The organism is Duganella sp. FT27W, from assembly GCF_009295655.1.
Classification (GTDB): Bacteria; Pseudomonadota; Gammaproteobacteria; order Burkholderiales; family Burkholderiaceae_D; genus Rugamonas; species Rugamonas zoogloeoides.
The window spans coordinates 647,262-668,425 of sequence record NZ_WHIV01000002.1 but is presented as its reverse complement, the minus strand read 5'-3'; the positions used below and the strand labels follow the sequence as shown (position 1 = coordinate 668,425).

Here is a 21,164-nt window from a genome sequence, read left to right as displayed (position 1 = left end):
CTTCTTCGGCTTAGTGCTTGGCTTCGCCCGGTGGCAGCAGCGCTTCCACCGGCGCATCGGTGGCAAACAGTTGGGCCACGTCCACCTTGTCGTAGTCATAGTGCTGGCCGCAGAAGTCGCAGTTGACGCCCACGTGGCCTTGCTCGGCGACCACGCTGTCGATCTCCTCCTGGCCCAGCATCTTGAGCATATTGCCCACCTTTTCGCGGGTGCAATTGCAGTGGAACGATGGCGTGAGTGGCTCGAACACGCGGATCGTTTCTTCCCAAAACAGGCGCTGCATCAGCACGTCCACCGTGGTCTCCAGCATTTCCTGTTCCTTCAGCGTGCCGCCGAGCATGACCGCGCGGTTCCAGGTTTCCAGCGCTTCGTCGGCCGACAGCGGCGCGACACCGGCCTTGCCGCCGTGGTCCGGCAGCTTTTGCAGCAGCAGGCCGCGCGAGGTGGTGTCGTCGGTGGCCAGCCACAGCTTGGTGTCGAGCTGTTCCGAGCGCAACATGTAGTTTTCGATGACGGTTGCCACGTCCTCGCCGTCGAGCGGTACGATGCCCTGGTACGGCTGCTGGCCCGGCACCTTGTCGGCCGGATCGAGCGTGATGATGAAGCGGCCGTTGCCGGTGGCGTTGAGCAGCGACGCCAGCGAGGCATCGTCGGCGATCACCGCATCGGGCGCCAGCTTGGCGGTGGCGCGCAGGCGCAGGTCGGAGTCGCACTCGACCACCAGCAGGCGCACCGGACCGTCACCATGGATTTGCATGATGATCGAACCGTTGAACTTGAGGTTGGCGGACAGCAGTGCCGCCGCGCTCACCATCTGGCCCAGCAGCTTTTTGACCGGCGTCGGGTACGCGTGGCGCGCCAGTACCTCGCGCCACGTGGCCGAGATGTCGATGAACTGGCCGCGCACGGCGGCGTTGTCGAAAATGAATTTCTGCAGGGTGTCCTGGGACAGGGTAGTGCTCATATTAGTATCCAATCTGTTTTGGCGGCGTGAAAGCGTGGCCACGATAACCCGCTATTTTACGCGTGCACGGGGCCAGCAGCCTGTCGGACTTGGGATCGTCAGCTGCAAAAATACCTGGATCGGTCCATATTTCGCCGCTTTCTCGGCCCATAGCCTGCTATGGGCGCTGCGAAATCGACAAAATCTGTCCTCGACCAGCTATTTTTTCGCTCTGACTCCCCAGGCCCGACAGGCTGCTACCACGTGCAGCGAACGGTCGTGCTATTATTTTGGTTCCAACAATGTCTGCGGCCAGCAATCATCCGATATTGCGCCGGGGCCGCTAATTTCAAGGCACACACCATGACCCTCACGCCATCGCGCTCCGAATTTCTGACCATACGCGGCCTGCGCTGCCACGTGCGCCACTGGGGCAACGAGGGCGCGCCAAAAATCTTCATGATGCATGGCTGGATGGACGTGGGCGCTTCGTTCCAGTTTGTCGTGGACGCGCTCAAGGGCGACTGGCACGTGATCGCGCCCGACTGGCGCGGTTTTGGTCTGTCCGAGCGCAGCGGCGCCGACACCTACTGGTTCCCCGACTACCTGGCCGACCTCGACGCCATCCTGCGCCATTATGCGCCCGGGCAGGCCGTCAACCTGCTCGGTCACAGCATGGGCGGCAACGTGGTGGGCCTGTATGCGGGCGCCCGTCCCGAGCGCATCCGCAAGCTGATCAACCTGGAAGGGGCAGGCTTGCGCGCACCGCGCCCCGAGCAAACCCCGGGCCGCTATGCCCAGTGGCTCGATGGTTTGCTGGAAAAACCGGAGCTGCGCAGCTATCCCACCCAGTCTGCCGTGGCAGCACGCCTGCAAAAGACCAATCCGCGCCTGTCGGACGAACGCGCCGCCTTCCTGGCGCAGCACTGGTCGGCGCAAAACGACGTGGGCCAGTGGGAAATCCTCGGCGACCCCATCCACAAGCAGGCCGGTCCCTTGCCGTACCACGTGGAAGACATCCTGGCGTGCTGGGACGCGATTACCGCGCCGGTGCTGTGGGTGGAGGCCGACCAGACCAATATGTGGGATTGGCTCGGCTCGCAGCCGAAAGGACGCGTGGAGCTGGACCGCCGCTTAAGTCATTTGCGCAAGCTGCGCCGCGAAACCATCGTCGGCGCCGGCCACATGTTGCACCACGATCAGCCGGTGGCGCTGGCGCGCCTGATCGAGGATTTCCTCAAGGACTGATCAGCACGCCAGCTTGCGTGGAAAAGCCGCAGGCAGCGTACAATGAAGGCTTCTACGTCGCCAAAAAAATCATGCTCAAAGTCGATCTGCACTGCCACTCCAACGTTTCCGACGGCGTCATGACGCCGCAGGCCGTGGCTGCGTACGCGCGCCAGGCCGGCGTGGACGTGTGGGCGCTGACCGATCACGACGAAGTGGGCGGTATTGCCGCCGCGCGCGTGGCGGCAGAAGAGCAGGGCATGCGGTTCATCACCGGCGTGGAAATCTCGATCACCTGGGCCAGGGAAACCGTGCACATCGTCGGCCTGAACATCGACGAGCACCATCCCGAGCTGACCGCCGGCCTGGCGCGCACCCGCGCCGGACGCGACCACCGGGCCCGCGAAATCTCGCGCCAGCTCGAACTGGCCGGCATCGACGGCGCCTACGAGGGCGCCTTAAAATTCGTCGGCAACCCCGACCTGATGTCGCGCACCCATTTCGCCCGCTACCTGGTCGAGATTGGCGCCTGCGCCAACATCCCCGAAGTGTTCCGCAAGTACCTGTCGGAAGGCCGGCCCGGCTATGTGCCGCATGCGTGGGGCACGCTGGCCGACACCGTCGGCTGGATCCGCGCGGCCGGTGGCGTGGCGGTGATCGCCCACCCGGGCCGCTACCGCTTCAGCCAGCTGGCCCAGGGCCAGTTGTTCGACGAGTTCAAGCAGCTCGGTGGCGCCGCCATCGAGGTAGTGACGGGCAGCCATACGCCGGACCAGTATCCCGAGTATGCGCAGCTGGCCAATTATTACGGTTTCCTGGCCTCGCGCGGGTCGGATTTTCATGCGCCGGGCGAGTCGCGCGTCGATTTCGCCGCGCTGCCGCCGTTGCCGGGCAATGTCACCCCCGTCTGGCACGACTGGTTCTGACCGGGCGGCTTCGACCGCGATTCAGCTCGCCTCTTGATTTTGCGATACCCCGGTCATACCTTATGATCTGGGCAATCTTGTCCGCACGGAGAAATACCTTATGAAACGCATCGTCCTCTTTATCGCCACCAACCTCGCCGTGATGCTGGTGCTGTCCATCGTCCTGTCGCTGCTGGGCATCGGCCGTCCCGGTGCCGGCAACACGCTGGAACTGGGCAGCTTGCTGGCGTTTTCGCTGGTGGTGGGCTTTACTGGCGCGATCTTCTCGCTGCTGATCAGCAAGCCGATGGCCAAGTGGTCCACCGGCGCGCGCGTAATCGACAATCCGTCCAACTCCACCGAACTGTGGCTGGTCAACACCGTGCGCCAGCTGTCCGAGCGCGCCGGCATCGGCATGCCGGAAGTGGCCGTGTACCAGGGCGAACCGAACGCGTTTGCCACCGGCGCGTTTAAAAATTCGGCGCTGGTTGCCGTCTCCACCGGCCTGCTCGAGAGCATGAACCAGCAGGAAGTGGAAGCCGTGCTCGGTCACGAGGTGGCCCACATCGCCAATGGCGACATGGTCACCATGACCCTGATCCAGGGCGTGGTCAACACCTTCGTGGTGTTCTTGGCGCGCATCGTCGGCTTCTTTGTCGACAAGGTGCTGCTGAAAAACACCGACCGCCAGGGCGTGGGCATCGGCTACATGGCCACCGTGTTCGTCTGCGAGCTGATCTTTGGCCTGGCTGCCTCGCTGATCGTGGCCTGGTTCTCGCGCCAGCGCGAATTCCGCGCCGACGCCGGCTCGGCCAAGCTGCTGGGCAGCACCATGCCGATGCAGCACGCACTGGCGCGCCTGAACGGCGTGCCGCCCGGCGCGCTGCCGCAATCGATCGCAGCGGCCGGCATTACCAGTGGCCGTGGCTGGAGCGCGCTGTTCTCCACCCACCCGCCCTTCGAACAACGCATTGCCGCGCTGCAAAACCTGCGCGCGTGAGCAAGAAGGAATAAGCCGACGTATGAGCCAATTTTTCCAGATCCATCCCGATAATCCGCAGATCCGCCTGATCAAGCAGGCCGCGCAAATCATCCACGGCGGCGGCATTGTCGCCGTGCCGACCGATTCCTGTTATGCGCTGGTATGCCACCTGGATGACAAGGGCGCCGTGGAGCGGCTGCGCCGCCTGCGCGGCATCGACGAGAAACACCACCTGACCTTGCTGTGCCGCGATTTGAGCGAACTGGGCGTGTACGCCCGCGTCGATAATCGCCAGTTTCGCCTGCTCAAGGCAGCAACGCCGGGACCATTCACTTTTATTCTTGAAGCGACGAAAGTGGTGCCACGCCGCTTGAGCCATCCGTCGCGCAAGACCATCGGCCTGCGCGTGCCGGAAGACGCCATCATCAACGCCTTGCTGGCCGAGCTGGGCCAGCCTCTGCTGGGCACCACCCTGATCATGCCGGGCGAAACCGAGGCGCTCAACGATGCCGACACCATTTGCGAACGCCTTGGCAAGCAACTGGAACTGGTGATCGACGGCGGCGCCTGCAGCATGGAGCCGACCACCGTGATCGATCTGACCGGCGCCGAAGCCGCGCTGGTACGCCAGGGCCGGGGCGATGCTTCCGTGTTCGGCATCTGAACCCGCCGCCGAATGGCGCAGTCCGCCGCTCTGGTAGAATTGTGTCCATATGGACATAAATAGCTTCATGCAGACGGCGTCGGCGTACGCGTTGCCCGTCTTGTTTGCCATAACGCTGCACGAAGCGGCCCACGCCTATTCCGCCAACCGCTTCGGCGATCCCACGGCTGCGGACGAGGGACACCTGAGCCTGAATCCGCTCAATCACATCTCGCTGTTTGGCACCATCTTGTTGCCGCTGATCATGGTCATGATGTCGCTGCCGCCGCTCGGTTACGCCAAGCCGGTCCCGGTCGAGATCGACAAGCTGCGCGACCCCAAATTGCATTCGGCCTGTGTCGCCGCCGCCGGTCCTGCCGCCAACCTGCTCATGGGCGTGGGCTGGATGGTGGTGTGGGTAATCTTGAAGCATGCGCTGGGCATGGATGGCCACGATTTCTTCGTGAAGATGGCGGAAGCGGGTGTGGCCATCAATTCCGTTATGATAGTAGTGAACCTCATTCCGATCCCGCCGCTCGACGGCGGTGGTATCTTGATGGGGATATTGCCGGACGTCATCTCCCGCAAGCTAGAGTGGTTCGACCGGCATCCTTTGGTGATCATCATTCCGTTGCTGGCGCTGGTGAACTACCCGCCGGTATTGCAGTTCCTGATCGAGTGCACGTACGCGGTGCAGCGGGTGTTTCACATGGCAGTGCAGCCGCTGCTGGCGCTATTGCTCCCATAAGCGATTGATTTCAAGTAACTACCTTAAACCACCATGACCGATACCATCTCTTCCTGGGTACAACGCTACGCACCGCTGGTTCCCGGCGGCGAAGTGCTGGACCTCGCTTGCGGCAAGGGCCGCCATTCGCGCCACATGGTCAGCCTGGGCCATGCCGTACTGGCGCTGGACGGCAATCCCGAGGTGCTGCTTGCTGCTGCCGGTCCCGGCATCACCACCACGCCGATCGACCTAGAAGAGGCGGGCGCGGTCTGGCCTTTCGGCCCGGACCGTTTTGCCGGCATCGTGGTCACCAACTACCTGCACCGTCCGCTGCTGGCGGACATGCTGGGCAGCCTGGCGCCGAATGGCGTACTGATCTACGAAACCTTTGCCGACGGCAATGCCCAGTTCGGCAAGCCGTCGAACCCCGATTTCCTGCTGCAAGCGGGCGAATTGCTGGCGCTGGCAGCCGAACACGGCCTGCGCGTGGTGGCTTTCGAGGATGGCGTCACGCAGACACCCAAGCAGGCCATGGTGCAGCGCATCTGTGCCGTCAAGCCCGAGTTTCCGCGGTCTGCGGCGCTATTGCCGCCGCTCTGAGCGTCAAAACCACCCTGAAGATTGACTCGAATTTATGTTTGTAATCGCCGTGAAAAGCACCATAGTTCCGAGTCATCGTCTACAATCGTTGTTTTAATACTTTATGCAGTTATTTCCTATGATCAAGGGCAGCATAGTAGCAATCGTCACCCCGATGCACGCAGACGGTAGTCTGGACTTCGAGGGTTTGAACAAGCTGATCGACTGGCACATTGCCGAAGGTACGAACAGCATCGTCATCGCCGGCACCACCGGCGAATCGGCCACCGTCAGCGTGGAAGAACACTGCGCGCTGATCAAGGCGACGGTTGCGCATGCCAAGGGCCGTATCCCGATCATCGCTGGCGCGGGTGGCAACTCCACCGCCGAAGCGATCAAGCTCTCGCGCTTTGCCAAGGAAGCCGGCGCCGACGCCACCCTGCAAGTGGTCCCTTACTACAACCGTCCGACGCAAGAGGGCATGTACCAGCACTTCAAGGCGATTGCCGAGGCGGTGGACTTGCCGGTGATCCTGTACAACGTGCCGGGCCGCACCGTGGCCGACATGAGCAACGACACCATCCTGCGCCTGGCCAAGATCTCCAACATCGTGGGCGTCAAGGATGCCACCGGCAATATCGCGCGCGGTTTCGACCTGCTGCGCCTGGCGCCAAACGACTTCGCGGTCTATTCCGGTGACGACCCCACCGCCATGGCGCTGATGCTTGCCGGCGGCGCCGGTAATATCTCGGTCACCGCCAACGTCATGCCTAAAGCCATGGCCGAGATGTGCGCCGCCGCCATTGCCGGCGACGTTGCCAAGGCCGTGCCGCTGAACAATCTGATGTTCCCGCTGCACCAGAAGCTGTTCATCGAACCGAATCCGGTGCCGGTCAAGTGGGCCCTGGCCGAGATGGGCAAGATGCCAGCCGGTATCCGTCTGCCGCTGGTGCCGCTGGCCGACGATTGCCACGCCGCTGTCCGCGCGGCCCTGGTTGAGGCCGGCGTCCTGTAATTACCCTGGTTCAAAAAAAGCATCCCGTCCCGAATCGCTGGGATTAACTTTTGCTGCATATAAATACATGACTATTCGCAAGACAGCTTTTATTACTTCACAGCGCGCCCTGGTGACGGGTGCCTTGATGGCCAGCCTCACCGGTTGCGGCATGATCAATTCGGTCATCGGCAACGACAAGGTCGATTACAAGGGCGCCAAGAAGGCCGTGCCGCTCGACGTGCCGCCCGATCTGACGCAACTGCAAAAAGACAGCCGCTACGCCCAGCCCGATTCCACCAACGGTGTGGCCACCGCTTCCGGCTACAACGCCGCGCGCTCGGCCGCTGCGGTGGCCGATGGCACTGCCGTGGTGCCTGGTCAGCCGGCAGTTGGCACCGTGGTGCCTACCTCGATCAACGATATCAAGGTCGAACGCGATGGTAATCAGCGCTGGCTGGTGATCAAGCAGACGCCCGAGCAACTGTGGCCGCAACTGACGCAGTTCTGGGAAGATGCAGGCTTCAAGCTGTCGCAGGAAGTTCCGGCGGCCGGCATCATGGAAACCGACTGGACCGAAAACCGCGCCAAGATTCCGCAAGATTTTATTCGTAACACCATCGGCAAGGTCTTCGATTCGGTCTATTCGACCGGCGAGCGCGACAAGTTCCGTACCCGCATCGAACGCCGCGCCGACGGCGCCAGCGAAATCTATATCAGCCACCGTGGCGTGCAGGAAGTGCTGCAAGGCGCGCAAAAGGAAACCGCGATCTGGACCTCGCGTCCGAACGATCCGGGCCTGGAAGCGGAATTCTTGGCCAAGCTGATGACGCGCCTGGGCAATGCCGACGAGAAGAAGGATGCGCCAAGCGTCAAGAATGCGGTCGATTCGGCCGTGGTACAGCCACAGCACGCATCGCTGGTCGGCACCGGCGCCGACCGCTACGTGCAGGTCGATGAAGGTTTCGACCGCGCCTGGCGCCGCGTGGGCCTGGCGCTGGACCGCGCCGGCTTCACCGTGGAAGACCGCGACCGCACCACCGGCACCTATTTCGTGCGCTACATCGACGATACGGTCGAGAGCAAGGGTTTCTTCAGCAAGCTGTTCAGCTGGGGCTCGTCGTCGGAAGCGGACAAGGAAGCCCAGCGCTACCGCATCCAGGTCAAGGCTGGCGAAGCCAATACCAGTGCCGTTACCGTGCTCACCAATGCCGGTGCGGCGGTGGCGACCCCGGTCGGCGACAAGATCATGGGCGTGCTGTACGACCAGCTCAAATAATCGTTTATCAAGCATGCAGCGCGATGTTGCGCTGCAAAAAGAAACCGGCCTGGCGCCGGTTTTTTTACGTCTTATATAATCGCGCCGCTATAAAAACGCGGGCGAAAAAAAACCGGCCCGAAGGCCGGCTTTTAGAATGCTGTCGAATTACTTCGAAGCAGCAGCCGAAGCGGCGGTCGAAGCAGCAGCAGCTGCGTCAGCAGCGGCCGAAGCAGCTTGCGAAGCGGCAGCAGCAGCGTCAGCAGCAGCTGGAGCAGCAGCGTCAGCTGGAGCTGGGGTCACAACTGGAGCGGCTTCTGGAGCAGCTACTGGAGCTGGAGCAACAGGAGCTTCTTCTTTTTTCGAGCAAGCGGTCAGAGCAGCTACGGCCAGCAGGGAAGCGATCAGCAGGGATTTTTTCATTTGTTTTCCTTAGTTAATTCAAATTTAAACACAGTGTTGCGATGAATAATTACCGGTAATTATCGCTCATTAGGTCGTCTTCGAAGGCTTTTCGTACCTGAAATGGTGCCTGCCAGACAACGGAAACTTCCTAACCGAATATTATAGCGATTTTTAGTGCGTCGCAATAGGACAACATCCCTATCAGGGAACTATTTTGCGATATCGCAACATTACGTTTTCGATCCGCAAAACGCCCGGATCGTGACGTTACCAGCTTTCGCTCGAACATGCGCATTTTACCCGGAACCGGGCCAAAATCGGGTCCGGTTCCTGATCAATTTAGCCGTTAAACCAAGACAAATTGTAATAATTCGTAGCCAACACACATAGGCACGTCTTATTAACCGGTTTGCATCACATCGACGACGGCCTGGTACACCCGGATCGGCTCTTCGGCAATGCGATTAAGTACATATAAAAAGTGCTCGGCGCCAAATACCGCGTATTCCCGGGTGGGGTAGCCGCGTGCGTTCAAGCCGTCGATTTGCTCGGTGCCGAGGCCGATCAGCGATTCGAATTCGTACCAGCGCGGATCGATCCGTTCCTGCTGGATCAGCGCCACCAGTTCTTCCTGGATGGCGCGGTCGTGGGTGGCAATCGAGCACTTGTGGCCGCTTGCCAGCAATTCGCGCGCAAAGCCCCGGTACGCGGCTGCCAGCTCCGCGCTGTTACGCTGCCAGGACTGCTCGCCGGGGTCCAGGTAGGCGCCCTTGACCAGCCGGATGCGGCCCGGCAGCTTCATCATCGCCGGCAGGTCGGCAGCCGTGCGGTGGCGCCGCGCCGGCACCGTGATGCCGACGTTGTGCAAGCCGTCCTGCTGGTGCAGGCGCGTGTACACGGCATAGATGTCGTCGGCGCGGTCCACGCCTTCCATCGAGATCATCACCTCGCGGTTGATCTCGGCGGCGGCCAGCGCAATGCGGCGCAGGTTGCGGTAGCCGAGTTCCACGTCCACCAGCGAGCCGACGTGCGAGAGGTCGAGCGAAATCGAGCAGTTGAGGTTGCGCTGGCCGATGCCGGCAACCAGGTCCATGAAGACCTCGGTCTCGGCCATGGCAAACGCCTCGTCGCGTACGCTCTCGCCCATGTACTCGGCCGAGGCCGCATGGCCGCGGGCGATGATGGTCTCCACCCGCGCCAGCGCCTGGGCCACGGTCTGGCCCGCCACGTAGCGCTGCGACACCTTGTGCATCAGCGGCTGCAACAGCGGGTCGTTGCAGAATTTTTCCTTGGCGTGCTCATCGAGGGCCAGCGCCCGCAGCGCACTGGCGGCCTGGTCCACCAACGGCTGCCATTGGACGGGAAAGTTTGGCGGCGCCGACATCAACCGAGCTCCACCCAGCCGTCCTGGTACCACGTGTACAGCGCTTCGAGCACGTCGTCGGACGCGCCGGCAAACTGTTCACCGGTCAGTGCGCGCTGGTTGGCCAGCAGCTCCAGAGTGGCTTTGTCGGCGCGGCCCACGCCAAACGATTCGCCGTTGATAAAGACGTTTTTGCCGCGATACAGCATCTGCGTCTTGCGCGACAGGACCAGGCCTTTTTTCGCCACCGCGTCGCCGAACTTGCCGAACGTGAGCGGTTTCGCCGGACCGGTGAAGAACACGTTGTGCTTCGGTTCGGACATGTACTCGCCGAGGAAAATGGTGATGTCGTCCTCGGTGAAGCGCACCTTGTTCATCTCTTCGATGATGGTCTCTAACATATCGCGTGGAATTTCGGCCGGCTTGTTGGTCGCTTGCAGTTCCGGATCGCCGTAGCGGCCCGGCAGGTCGATCGAGTCGGCCATGAATTGCAGGAAGCCTTCGCCCAGCTCCTGGTACGACGGCGAGCGGAAGCCGATCGAATAGGTCTGGCAGTCTCCGATGGCCACGCCGTCGTGGGCGTAATGGGGCGGCAGGTACAGCATGTCGCCCGGTTCGAGCACGAACTCTTCGTCGGGCGTGAAATTCGCCAGGATCTTGAGCGGCAAGCCTTCGAACAGGCTCAGGTCTTTTTGCGGGCCAATGCGCCAGCGGCGCTGGCCTTGGGCTTGCAGCAGGAACACGTCGTACGAATCGAAGTGGGGACCGACGCCGCCGCCATCGGTGGCAAAGCTGACCATCAGGTCGTCCAGGCGCGCGTCGGGCAGGAAGCGGAACTGGCGCAGCAAAGCGTCGGCCTTGGCGTCGAACAGGTTCACGCCCTGGACCAGCATGGTCCATTCGCGCTCGGTGCGCGCCGGCAGGGTTTCGATGGGACCGTGCTGCATGTCCCACTGGCCGTCAACGGCCGTGATCAGGCGCGATTCGGCATGGTTGGTGGAGGCAAGCTTGGCCAGTGCGTCCAGCGTCAGCAGCGGCTTGAAGCCGGGGATGGCGTTACGGATCAGCAGGGGCTTTTTATGCCAGTAGTCGCGCAGGAACTGCGCCGGCGTGATATCGCCGAGGAGAGGTAATTTTTGCATACGCCATTATAACCAGCCCGGGGCCTGAACTTCACCCCGGGCCGGTCGATGGCTTACCGCGTATGCAGCCAGCGCGCGTGCGCCCACCGCGCCAGCCAGTCCAGCGCAAAGCCCAGCAAACCAATCAGCACGATCGCCGCCATCAGTTCGTTGTACGCGAGCCGGTCGCGCGCATCGAGGATAAAGTAGCCGAGGCCCGCCGACACGCCCAGCATTTCAGCCGGTACCAGTACGATCCAGATGATGCCGATTGCCAGCCGCACGCCGGTCAGGATGTCGGCCGTGATGCCGGGCAGGACCACGCGCAGCACGGTCTCCGTCGGTGTGGCCGACAGGCTGCGCGCCAGCAGCAGCCAGTTGGGATCGAGCCGCGCCACGCCGGTGGCGGTGTTGAGCAGGATCGGCCACACGGCTGCAAACGCCAGCAGGAAGTACACGGGCGCGTCGCCCACGCCCAACGTCATCACCGCCAGCGGCATCCACGACAGCGGCGACACCATGCGCAGCAGCTGGAACAGCGGCATCAGCGCGGCCGCCACCCGGCGCGAACTGCCGACCAGCACCCCCAGCGGCACGCCGATGGCCACCGCTGCCGCCAGCCCGTAGGCGACGCGCCGCAAACTGAGGCCGATGTCGCGCCAGATGTCGTCGCCCTGCAGCAGCTGGAATAATGCGCGGAACGCTTCGAGCGGCGCGAACGAGGCCGCGATCGGCGTCTCTTTTTCCAGCGACGTCACGCCCAGCTGCCACAGCGCCAGCGCCGCGCCGAAACCGGCCAGCGCCAGGGCCGCGCGCGCGGGGCGGTTCAACGGTTTTGCCATCCTCAGACCGCCAGCGTTTCGGTACGCAGCAGGTTGGCCGGCAGGCCGAACGCGCCCGGGCCGCCGACGGCGGTAATGGCCTTGCGCACGAAGCGGTCGTCCACCAGGTCGCGCGCGACAAAGGCCGGATCGAGCTTGTCGAGGAAGCCGGTGTCGCCTTCGAGGCGCGTGGTTTTCAGGGCGCGCACCATCTGCTCGGTGTACGACGCGAACGGGTACGGCTGGAAGTCGATGCGGCGCTGGTTCCAGTTCTTGTGGACGATGATGCCGCGTTTTTCGTAGTCGGCGTAATCGGTCACGGTGAGCACCTTGGACAGCACTTGCAGCGCGTGCGGCGTGTAGCGGTGCGAGTCGGTGTTCGACAGCAGGCGCGCGGTATCGAGCTGGTTGGTGCGGGTCCACAGCTGGGCCTTGACGATGGCATTGGTCACGCGCTGCGCCCACTCCGGCCGGGTATTGATGTCGCGCTCGGACAGGAACGTCACGCAGCACGCATGGTTCTTCCAGACGTCGCCCGAGAAGCGCAGGATCTTGCCCACGCCGTTGGTCTCGGCCAGCGCGTTGAACGGTTCGGCCACGATGAAGCCGGCGATCGATTTGCTGGCCAGTGCGGACACCATCTCGGCCGGTGGCAGTACGACTAAATTAACTTCTCGAGCGCCAATAGTGCCTTCACGGCCCTTGGTCACCACCGACAGCCCGGACTTGGCGAGGATTTGCTGCAGCAGGATGTTGTGGATAGAGTACCAGAACGGAATCGCCACCGTTTTGCCACCGAGGTCGGTGACCTGGTTGATGTCCTTGGCCACCGTGAGGGCGGAACCGTTCACGTGGTTCCACGCCACCACCTTGGCCGGGAACTTGGCGCCGTAGCGCACCGACATGGTGGCCGGCGACAGCAGGTGGATCACGTTGACCTGGCCCGACACGAACGCTTCGACGATCTGCGCCCAGCTGCGGAACAGGCGCGGCGTCTCGGCCTGCAAGCCTTCCGCCTCGAACAGCTTGCGGCCGTGGGCGACCAGCAGCGGCGTGGCGTCGGTAATCGGCAGGTAGCCGATCTTGACCGGCTGGTCGTCGGCCTTGGGCGCCTGGCGGGCCATGGCGTCGCCAGCAAACAGCAGCGGCGCGGCGCCGGCGGCGGTGCTGAGCGCCGACATGCGCAGGAAGTCGCGGCGGGTCATGCCGCAGTCGCAATCGGACGAAGCGCAGAGGTGGAGCGGGTTGCTGGTATCGGTCATGGCAGACTTTCGAAAAGGGTTAAATTGATTATGCGGCGGCGCGCACGCCGTGCAGCGCCGCCAGAATTTCGAGCCGCAGTGCGCTGATTGCCTGCGCATCGGCCAGCCGTGGACGCGGCAGATCGACCTGCCATTCGTGCATGATGCGCCCCGGCTGGCCGCCCATCAGGACGATGCGGTCAGCTACCAGGATCGCTTCGTCGATATCGTGCGTAACCAGCAGCACGGCGCTGTGCCAGCGGTGCACCACGTCGACCAGGAGCGTCTGCATCTCGGCGCGGGTGATGGCGTCGAGCGCGGAAAACGGTTCGTCGGCGAACAGCAGCGCCGGTTGGCGCGCCAGTGCGCGGGCCAGCGCCACGCGCTGCGCCATGCCGCCCGACAGCGCGGCAGGATACCGGCGCTCGCTGCCAGCCAGGCCCACCGCTTCGATGGCGGCCTGCACGCGCTGGTCATGTTCGGCGCGCGCGATCTTTGGTTGGCGCGAAAAATCGAGGCCGAATCCCACGTTGGCGGTGACGTTCAGCCAAGGCAGCAGGCTCGCTTGCTGGAACACCAGCGCGCTGCGCGGGCTCGGCGCAGTCAAAGGCGCATTGAGGAAGGTCAGGGTACCGCTGGACGGCGCCTGCAAGCCGGCCAGCACCCGCAGCAGCGTCGATTTGCCGCAGCCGCTGCCGCCCAGCAGGGCGACGATTTCGCGCGGGCGCACGCCGATGTCGATGTGGTCGAAGGTGGCAGCGGCGCCGGCATAGGCAAAGCCCAGGCCTTGACCTTGCAAGGCCCAGCCGCCGTCGATGCTGCCGCTGGTTTGCAGGATGCTCATCGGCTGCTGCCCGCGTGCTTGGCCAGCGCCGCCTGCAACTGCGTGATGCTCGGCGTGATCACGGGGATAAAGGCCGATTCGCGCAGGCGCCGCGCAAAGCCGTCCTGCTGCGCTTCCAGGTAGGCATGGCCGCCCTTGGCGTGCAGTTCCAGCGTGACGGCGTCGCGCACGATGCCGGCCAGGCCGATGCGCAGCTTGAACATGGCCGGCGCCTCGGTCACGAAACGCCCGCTGACGACGCCGTCAAGCAGTTGCGTCGTGTGCTGCGCCAATGCCTCGCGCGCGGCGCCGATGTCGTCGGCCAGCTGGCCGCGCCCGGTGGCGGCGCCCGCTGCCTTGGCCGCTGCTTCCAGGCTCGCTTGCGCCACGCCGATCGACATCCCGCACTGCATGCCCAAAAAAGCGGGGCGCACGCGCGGCAGCCAGGTCGGCGCGTCGGCGCTGATGATGTTCGCAGGCGGCACGGCCACCTGCTCGATGCGCACGGCGGCGGTGTGGCTGCCGCGCAGGGCGATCAGTTGCAGGTTGGCGCTGCGGTGCACGCCGGCCGCATGGCTCTCGAACATGACGATCGCCGGCGGCGCAGCGTTGACCGGTGCGACGGCGGCAGCTGCAACGAAGCGCTGCGGGCGCAGGTTGGTGATCCAGGCCAGCTTGCCGTCGAGGTTCCAGCCATCGCCGTCGGGCAGGGCGTTGATTTGCAGCGGCTCCATCCCGGACAGAAATTTCATCGCGTTCGACAGGCCGGTGGCGCCGGCAAGCGTGCCATCGAGCAGATCGGGCAGCAGCCGCTCGCGCAGCGCCGCGTTGGGGCTTTGCAGCAGGTATTCGATGAAGCTGCGCTGGCCCCAATATACAAAGGCCGCCGTCAACGAATGGCGGGCGATGTCGGCGATGCCGAGGATGGCGTCGCGTACATCGCCGCCGGCGCCGTTCATTGCCACCGGCACGCCGGCCTTGAAGCAGCCATGCGCGGCCAGCGCCGGCATCACTTCATCGGCCAGCGATTCGGATTGGTCGAGCGTGTCCGCGTAACGCGCCAGCCAGTCGTGGAGCGCTGCCATGCTTAAACCGCGCCGGGCAGGTAGGGTTGCAGCTGCGGATTGACCGGCGTGCCGGCCAAGCTGTTGGCGAAGTTGCACAGCGTGGCCAGGCTGATGCCGAGCACCACTTCCAGCGCCTGCTGCTGGTTGTAGCCGGCGTCGATGAAGGCTTGCAGGTCGGCGTCGTCCACGGCGCCACGGCGCGCGATGACGGCGGTGGCGAAGCGCTGCACGGCGTCGAGTTTGGCCACGCCGGTGGGGGCGTTGGTTTGCAGGGCGCGCACCACTTCCGGTGCCAGGTTGGCCTTCTTGAGGGCGATGGCCGAGTGGCCGGCGGTGCAGAAGTCGCAACCGTGGATGTTGGCGGCCGTCAGTTGCACAACTTCGCGCTCGTCGAGCGTGAGGCTGGTGCGGGCGTTGATGCCTGATACGGTGAGGTAGGTTTCCAGTGCCTGCGGCGCATTGGCCAGCACGCCGATCAGGTTGGGCAGGTAGCCGTTGTTGGCGATGGCTTTTTCAACGAAGGAGCGGCTGTCGGCCGGCGCGCTGTCGAGGGTGTGCAGGGTAAGACGGGACATGATGACCTTTCCGTGAGGATGAAGCCATATTATCAGCCGGTACGCACGCGCGCACCATATCCAAACGGCTGGTTTTTATGCTCGAACGTCTCGACCATGCCGGCGGTATGCGCCCGGCTGCTCGCCCACCACGCGCTTGAAGGCGCGCGTGAACGCCGCATACGACTGGTAGCCCACGTGGCCGGCAGCCTGCTCGACCGAGTCGCCGGCGCCCAGGCGCTGGCTGGCCAGCCGCATGCGCAGGCGCAGCAGGAATTGCGCGGGCGGGATGCCGCCGGCCTCGGTGAAGTGCTTGCAAAAAGCCGCGCGCGACATGTTTGCTGCCTGCGCCATGCGCGCGATGCTCCAGTCGTCGCCGGGGCTGGCCAGCATGCGGTCGAGTAAGTCCATGAATTCGCCGCGCTGGGCCAGGGCCAGGATGCCGGCCCCCAGCGTTTCCTGGCGTGCGGCATGGCGGATCAGGTAGAAGAACAGCAGTTCCACCAGGCGCGCGATCAGCGGGGAAGGGCGTTCGGGATCGCCCGCTTCGGCCAGGATCAGGTCGAACAGCGAGGCCGTGTGGGCCAGCGACGGCTCGTCGCTGCGGCACACCAGGACATCGGGGAACGAACCGATCACCAGCGGCCCGAGCGCGCCACTGAAGCTGAAAAAGCCGCAGGCCAGGCCGGCGTTGGCGGTGTCTGTCGGCGCGGCCGGCACCGACAGCGTTTGCATCGGCTGGCGCGCGATCGGTGCGGCAGGATCGGGCGAGGGGCTGAGGAAGTGCGATACATCGCGCGTGAGGAACACGCCGTCGCGCGCGCGCAGGTGGATGGGCGCTTCGCCGGCAATATGCAGGTAACAGTCGCCCGCCAGCACCAGGTGGAAGCTGGCCAGCGCACGGCCGGCAGTGGACGCGCGCCACGGACCGCAATACCGGCCCACGTGCAGGGCGGCGGCATCGAGTTCGATGCTGTTCAACAGCCACTGGGCCAGCTTATCGGAGAAGGCAACGGAGGAGGCGAGGGTCATGCCCGCCATTGTAGGGCGTGCGGCGCGCCGGGGTTGGAATGATTCGTTATATGGTTATGTGGCGCGCGCATTGTCCACGTCCACCCGTTGTCGCCTCCCGATGGCGTAGCTCGGGCGGCTGGCGAGACAGGGTATAATTTGGGGGCTAATAACTGAAAGGAATTCCAAATGAAGATTGCCAAGAACACGGTCGTGACTGTGAATTACAAACTGTCCGATGCCCAGGACAATCTGATCGAAGACGGCCGCCAGCCGATGGTTTACCTGCACGGCGGTTACGAGAACACCCTGCCTAAAATCGAAGAAGAACTCGACGGCAAGGAAGTCGGCTACTCCTCCATCATCCAGATCGAACCGGAAGACGCGTTCGGCGAGTACGACGCCGCCCTGGTCAAGGTCGAGCCACGCAATCGCCTGCCGGAGCCACTGGAAGTCGGCATGCAATTCGAGGGCACGCCCGATAGCGACAGCGACGACGAAGCACTGATCTTCACCGTGACCGACATCGCCGACGACAAGGTCGTCCTGGACGGCAACCACCCGCTGGCCGGCATGGCCCTGCGCTTCTCGCTGGAAGTGGCGGAAGTGCGCGAAGCGACCGAAGAAGAAATCGCCCACGGCCACGTGCACGGCGCCCATGGCCATCACCACGGTCATGACGATGATGAAGGCGAAGAAGGCGATCACGTCGCCATTCACCCCATTCATTGATTAATGAGTGATCAGGGTGTCGCTTCGGCGGCGCCCTTGATCATGAACAGCGTGGCGCTTGCGGGCGCCACGCGTACCTCGGTCCAGTCGGCGGCCAGGTTCAGATGTCCCACGTTGTCCTGCCAGTGGATCGACGGCTCCTTCTCTGCCGCCTGCACCACTTGGGTATCGACCAGCAGCACCTTCCCCTTGAATTTTGAAGCCAGCGTCTTGATCTGCTTGCGCGGTTCGGCAAAACCGTCGCGTTTCGATTCGAAGCGTGCCAGCAGCGAAAAGCCCGGTTCCGCTTCCAGTCCCACGTCGCCATCCGAAAACAGCACCAATCCTTCCATTTGCTGGCGCACGGCCAGGTTGAACAGCCGGTGCAGCCAGGCGCGGTTGGCCACCAGCCGGTCTTCGTATTCGCTGTTGCGGCCCGCTTCGGCGCGGTAGTGGTTGTTATTGGCCGGCAGGTTGATGGTGGCGAACAGCACCTTGCCCACCTGCCAGTGGGCGTTTTCCGCGTAGCTGCGGAACTTGGCGCTGCTCGATAGCCGCGTGACCGGCAGCCGCTTGGCGCCCAGCGTTTCGCTGTCGCGGTAGAACAGCTCGCGCAGGCGGTTGAGGCGGTCGATGGCGTTCGAGCGGCCGGCGGAATTGAGGCACGCGCTCCAGTCGCTGCCGGCCAGCGACACCACCATCGGCACGCTCGACGCGTTGAGCAGGGCGTGGCGGCCGGTGTACAGCTTGTCGCTGCAAGGTTCGCTGACGGCCTTGACGCCGGTGGCCACCACGAACGCCGGATTGCCTTGGGTGGCGCCGGCAATCGCCCGCTTGAGCACCGTTTCGTCGGCGCCGGTCTTGAACGAGTGGCCGATCACGCCGAACTGGAAGCCGCCTGCCCTGGATTCGGCCTTTGATTCGGTCTTCGATTCGGGCTTGCTTTCGGCATGCACGGGCGCCAGCCACAGCGCGCAGGCAGCGAACGACAGCGCCAGCCCGGTGCGTGCAAAACGTACCCGGGCCACCAGTCGTACCGCTGCGCGCGCGGCGTGCATCATGCCTGCGCCGTCTCCGTCAGGCGCTTGAGCTGGTACAACTGTTCGAGCGCTTCGCGCGGGGTCAGCGCATCGGGATCGAGATCGTCGAGCGCATCGAGCAGCTCGCGCATCGCCGGCGATTCCGCAGCAGCGGCAGGGGCCTCCACCGCATCGTCGTTGGCGTCGATAGTGGGGGCGGCAAACAGGTCCAGTTGCGGCGTGGCGTCGAGCGCCTGCGCTTCCAGGCGCGCCAGGTGCTTGCGCGCGGCCTTGATCACCGGCTGTGGCACGCCGGCCAGCTGCGCTACCTGCAAGCCGTAGCTTTGCGAGGCCGGGCCGTCCTGTACCGCGTGCAGGAACACGATGCTGTCCTTGTGCTCCACGGCCGACAGGTGGACGTTGGCGGCGGTAGGGTGATTGTCGGGCAGCTGCGTCAACTCGAAATAGTGGGTGGCGAACAGCGTGAAGCTGCGGCTGGTGTCGATCAGGTGGCGGGCGATGGCCCACGCCAGCGCCAGGCCGTCGAAGGTGGACGTGCCACGGCCGATTTCATCCATCAGCACCAGCGAATTGGCGGTGGCGCCGTTCAGGATCGCCGCCGCTTCGGTCATCTCGACCATGAAGGTGGACCGGCCGCCGGCCAGGTCGTCGGTGGCGCCGATGCGGGTGAAGATGCGGTCGATCGGACCGATGGCCGCACTGGCCGCCGGCACATAGCTGCCCACGTAGGCCAGCAGCACGATCAGCGCCACCTGGCGCATGAAGGTCGATTTACCGCCCATGTTCGGGCCGGTGATCAACAGCAGGCGGCGCTCGTCGACGAAGCGGCAATCGTTGGCGATGAAGCGTTCGATCTGGTTTTCCACCACCGGGTGGCGGCCTTCGACGATGTTCACGCAGGTGGTGTCCACCAGCTGCGGCGCGCACCAGTTATGGCGCAAGGCGTGATCGGTGAGCGACACCAGCACGTCGAGCTGCGCCAGCGCCCTGGCAATGGTTTGCAGCTCGCCGATGAACGGCGCCAGGTCGCCCAGCAGCACGTCGTACAGCATCTTTTCGCGCGCCAGTGCGCGGTCTTGCGCGGACAGCGCCTTGTCTTCGAAGGCCTTGAGTTCCGGCGTGATGTAGCGTTCGCAGTTTTTCAGGGTCTGGCGGCGGCGGTAGTCGTCGGGCACCTTGGTGGCCTGGCCGTTGGTCACTTCGATGTAGAAGCCGTGGACCTTGTTGTATTCAACGCGCAGGTTGGCGATGCCGGTGCGGGCGCGCTCACGCGTCTCCAGGTCCACCAGGAACTGGCCGGCGTTTTCCGACAGCGCGCGCAGTTCATCGAGTTCGGCGTCGAAGCCGCGTGCGAACACGCCGCCGTCGCGCACCATGGCCGCCGGTTCCAGCGCCACAGCGCGGTGCAGCAGGTCGAGGCAGGCTTCGGGCGTGGCGGTGTCGCCGTGGATCGCGGCCAGCAGGCCGCCGTCGGTCAGGGCGCGCTGCATCGCATGGCGCAGCGCCGGTAATTGTTTTAGACCGTCGCGCAGGCTGGCCAGATCGCGCGGGCGCGCCGACAGCAGCGCGATGCGCGTGGTGATGCGTTCGATGTCGGGTACCTGCGCCAGCGTGTGCGACAGCGCGCCCGTCACATCGGACTGGCCCAGCGCAGCGATGGCCGCATGGCGCGAGCGGGCAATGCCCTGGTCGCGGCGCGCGTGGTGCAGCCAGTGGCGCAGCAGGCGCGAACCCATCGACGTGCGGCAGTGATCGAGCAGCGAGAACAGGGTAGGGGATTCCTGACCGCGGATGGTCTCGGTCAGCTCCAGGTTGCGGCGCGTGGCGGCGTCCAACCCGATGAATTCATTCTCGGTTTCGGTGGTGAGCGTGCGCACGTGCTGCAGGCCGCGGCCTTGCGTCGATTGCGCATAGCGCAACAGCGCGCCGGCGGCGCCAAACGCCGCGCCAAGATTGTCGGCGCCGAAGCCGGTGAGGGTGGCTACGCTCAATTGGTCGAGCAGCGACTTGTGGCCGCTCACCACGTCGAAATGCCAGTCCGGCACGCGGTTGACGTGACACGTCAGCGCCTCCTCGAACAGGTCGGCGTTATCGCCGCGCAGCACCTCGGCCGGCGCGATGCGCTCGAGTTCTTGCAGCATGCGTGTGTTGACGGTAGCGACATCGCCCGAGAACTCCATCAGCCGCAGCGCGCCGCTGGCCAGCGACAACCACGCCAGGCCGGCCGTGGCGACCTTGCGCTGGGTGATGATGCACATCGCCAGCAACGGCCGCTCGGCTTTTTCCGGCAGCAGGTCGGCGTCGGTCAAGGTACCCGGCGTGACCACGCGCATGACCTTGCGCTCGACCGGTCCCTTGCTGGTGGCCGGATCGCCGATCTGCTCGCAGATCGCGCACGATTCGCCTATCTTGACCAGCTTGGCCAGGTAGCCTTCGAGCGAATGGAACGGCACGCCGCACATCTTGATCGGCTGCCCGCCCGACGATCCGCGCGCCGTCAGCGTAATGCCCAAAATACGCGCCGCCTTTTCCGCATCCTCGTGGAACAGCTCGTAGAAATCGCCCATGCGATAGAACACCAGCATGTCGGGATGCTGTTCCTTGATGCCCATGTATTGGGCCATCATTGGCGTGATTTTCTCAGCAGGATTCTTCGTGACAGCGTTCTTGACAGCAGCAGCGTTGATTTCGGTGGGGACGGTGGTCATTGTTTCGTTTTCGGTGGTGCGGTGGGGCGGATGTGCTG

General features: G+C 64.1%; 21 protein-coding genes. 9 read left to right on the top strand and 12 right to left on the bottom strand.

The annotated features are described in order from the left end of the window. Positions 1-10: 10 nt before the first annotated feature. Positions 11-964 carry an Hsp33 family molecular chaperone HslO gene (hslO, locus tag F8197_RS09145; protein WP_152881607.1) on the bottom strand — a complete coding sequence of 318 codons (954 nt, stop codon included), beginning with the start codon at positions 962-964 and terminating at the stop codon, positions 11-13. A 342-nt stretch (positions 965-1,306) separates the two neighbouring features. Between hslO and F8197_RS09140 the strand changes: the two genes are divergently transcribed. From F8197_RS09140 to bamC, 8 genes are all read left to right on the top strand, one after another. Beyond that, positions 1,307-2,191, top strand: a complete 885-nt coding sequence (locus F8197_RS09140) for an alpha/beta fold hydrolase (RefSeq protein WP_152881606.1) — start codon at positions 1,307-1,309, stop codon at positions 2,189-2,191. A 71-nt stretch (positions 2,192-2,262) separates the two neighbouring features. Further along, a complete protein-coding gene (locus tag F8197_RS09135) occupies positions 2,263-3,096 on the top strand; it encodes a 3',5'-nucleoside bisphosphate phosphatase (RefSeq protein ID WP_152882014.1) in 834 nt (277 codons plus the stop codon). A 100-nt stretch (positions 3,097-3,196) separates the two neighbouring features. Next, on the top strand, positions 3,197-4,075 hold the full coding sequence (gene htpX, locus F8197_RS09130) for a protease HtpX (protein ID WP_019922727.1): 879 nt from the start codon (positions 3,197-3,199) through the stop codon (positions 4,073-4,075). A 22-nt stretch (positions 4,076-4,097) separates the two neighbouring features. Beyond that, entirely contained in the window at positions 4,098-4,721 is a 624-nt protein-coding gene (locus F8197_RS09125) for an L-threonylcarbamoyladenylate synthase (RefSeq protein WP_152881605.1), read from the top strand. A 49-nt stretch (positions 4,722-4,770) separates the two neighbouring features. Then, the gene (locus tag F8197_RS09120; protein WP_152881604.1) at positions 4,771-5,448 is read left to right on the top strand and encodes a site-2 protease family protein; all 678 of its coding nucleotides are present in this window, start codon (positions 4,771-4,773) and stop codon (positions 5,446-5,448) included. 33 nt (positions 5,449-5,481) lie between these two features. Next, entirely contained in the window at positions 5,482-6,030 is a 549-nt protein-coding gene (locus tag F8197_RS09115) for a bifunctional 2-polyprenyl-6-hydroxyphenol methylase/3-demethylubiquinol 3-O-methyltransferase UbiG (RefSeq protein WP_152881603.1), read from the top strand. Between the two features lie 118 nt (positions 6,031-6,148). Next, positions 6,149-7,024: a 4-hydroxy-tetrahydrodipicolinate synthase gene (gene dapA, locus F8197_RS09110; RefSeq protein WP_152882013.1), complete on the top strand. Its 876-nt coding sequence runs from the start codon at positions 6,149-6,151 to the stop codon at positions 7,022-7,024. Positions 7,025-7,151: 127 nt separating this feature from the next. Continuing rightward, entirely contained in the window at positions 7,152-8,282 is a 1,131-nt protein-coding gene (gene bamC / locus F8197_RS09105; protein ID WP_082488725.1) for an outer membrane protein assembly factor BamC, read from the top strand. 147 nt (positions 8,283-8,429) lie between these two features. Here the strand turns inward: bamC and F8197_RS09100 are convergent, their stop codons facing one another. The 9 genes from F8197_RS09100 to F8197_RS09060 all read right to left on the bottom strand — a co-directional run bounded on the left by F8197_RS09100 (position 8,430) and on the right by F8197_RS09060 (position 16,688). Further along, a complete protein-coding gene (locus tag F8197_RS09100; protein WP_071651632.1) occupies positions 8,430-8,684 on the bottom strand; it encodes a hypothetical protein in 255 nt (84 codons plus the stop codon). Between the two features lie 382 nt (positions 8,685-9,066). After that, complete coding sequence (locus tag F8197_RS09095; RefSeq protein ID WP_152881602.1) at positions 9,067-10,050, bottom strand: proline dehydrogenase family protein; 984 nt, start codon at positions 10,048-10,050, stop codon at positions 9,067-9,069. Next, on the bottom strand, positions 10,050-11,171 hold the full coding sequence (locus tag F8197_RS09090) for a cupin domain-containing protein (protein WP_152881601.1): 1,122 nt from the start codon (positions 11,169-11,171) through the stop codon (positions 10,050-10,052). Before F8197_RS09090 ends, F8197_RS09095 begins: the two co-directional genes overlap by 1 nt. Positions 11,172-11,224: 53 nt before the next feature. Further along, a complete protein-coding gene (locus tag F8197_RS09085; protein WP_152881600.1) occupies positions 11,225-11,992 on the bottom strand; it encodes an ABC transporter permease in 768 nt (255 codons plus the stop codon). A gap of 2 nt (positions 11,993-11,994) precedes the next feature. Further along, positions 11,995-13,233 carry an ABC transporter substrate-binding protein gene (locus F8197_RS09080; RefSeq protein ID WP_152881599.1) on the bottom strand — a complete coding sequence of 413 codons (1,239 nt, stop codon included), beginning with the start codon at positions 13,231-13,233 and terminating at the stop codon, positions 11,995-11,997. 28 nt (positions 13,234-13,261) lie between these two features. After that, a complete protein-coding gene (locus F8197_RS09075; protein WP_152881598.1) occupies positions 13,262-14,056 on the bottom strand; it encodes an ABC transporter ATP-binding protein in 795 nt (264 codons plus the stop codon). Further along, on the bottom strand, positions 14,053-15,120 hold the full coding sequence (locus tag F8197_RS09070; RefSeq protein WP_152881597.1) for an acyl-CoA dehydrogenase family protein: 1,068 nt from the start codon (positions 15,118-15,120) through the stop codon (positions 14,053-14,055). Before F8197_RS09070 ends, F8197_RS09075 begins: the two co-directional genes overlap by 4 nt. 2 nt (positions 15,121-15,122) lie before the next feature. Continuing rightward, positions 15,123-15,677: a carboxymuconolactone decarboxylase family protein gene (locus tag F8197_RS09065; protein ID WP_152881596.1), complete on the bottom strand. Its 555-nt coding sequence runs from the start codon at positions 15,675-15,677 to the stop codon at positions 15,123-15,125. Positions 15,678-15,752: 75 nt separating this feature from the next. Further along, on the bottom strand, positions 15,753-16,688 hold the full coding sequence (locus F8197_RS09060; protein WP_227012169.1) for an AraC family transcriptional regulator: 936 nt from the start codon (positions 16,686-16,688) through the stop codon (positions 15,753-15,755). A gap of 168 nt (positions 16,689-16,856) precedes the next feature. Here F8197_RS09060 and F8197_RS09055 point away from each other — a divergent pair, with 168 nt between their 5' ends. Next, positions 16,857-17,399, top strand: coding sequence for a peptidylprolyl isomerase (locus F8197_RS09055; protein WP_019922712.1), 543 nt, complete (start codon positions 16,857-16,859; stop codon positions 17,397-17,399). An 11-nt stretch (positions 17,400-17,410) separates the two neighbouring features. Here the strand turns inward: F8197_RS09055 and F8197_RS09050 are convergent, their stop codons facing one another. Further along, positions 17,411-18,439, bottom strand: a complete 1,029-nt coding sequence (locus F8197_RS09050) for a hypothetical protein (RefSeq protein WP_152881595.1) — start codon at positions 18,437-18,439, stop codon at positions 17,411-17,413. After that, the gene (gene mutS, locus F8197_RS09045) at positions 18,436-21,126 is read right to left on the bottom strand and encodes a DNA mismatch repair protein MutS (protein ID WP_152881594.1); all 2,691 of its coding nucleotides are present in this window, start codon (positions 21,124-21,126) and stop codon (positions 18,436-18,438) included. The genes F8197_RS09050 and mutS overlap by 4 nt, the downstream gene beginning before the upstream one ends. Positions 21,127-21,164 lie beyond the last annotated feature (38 nt).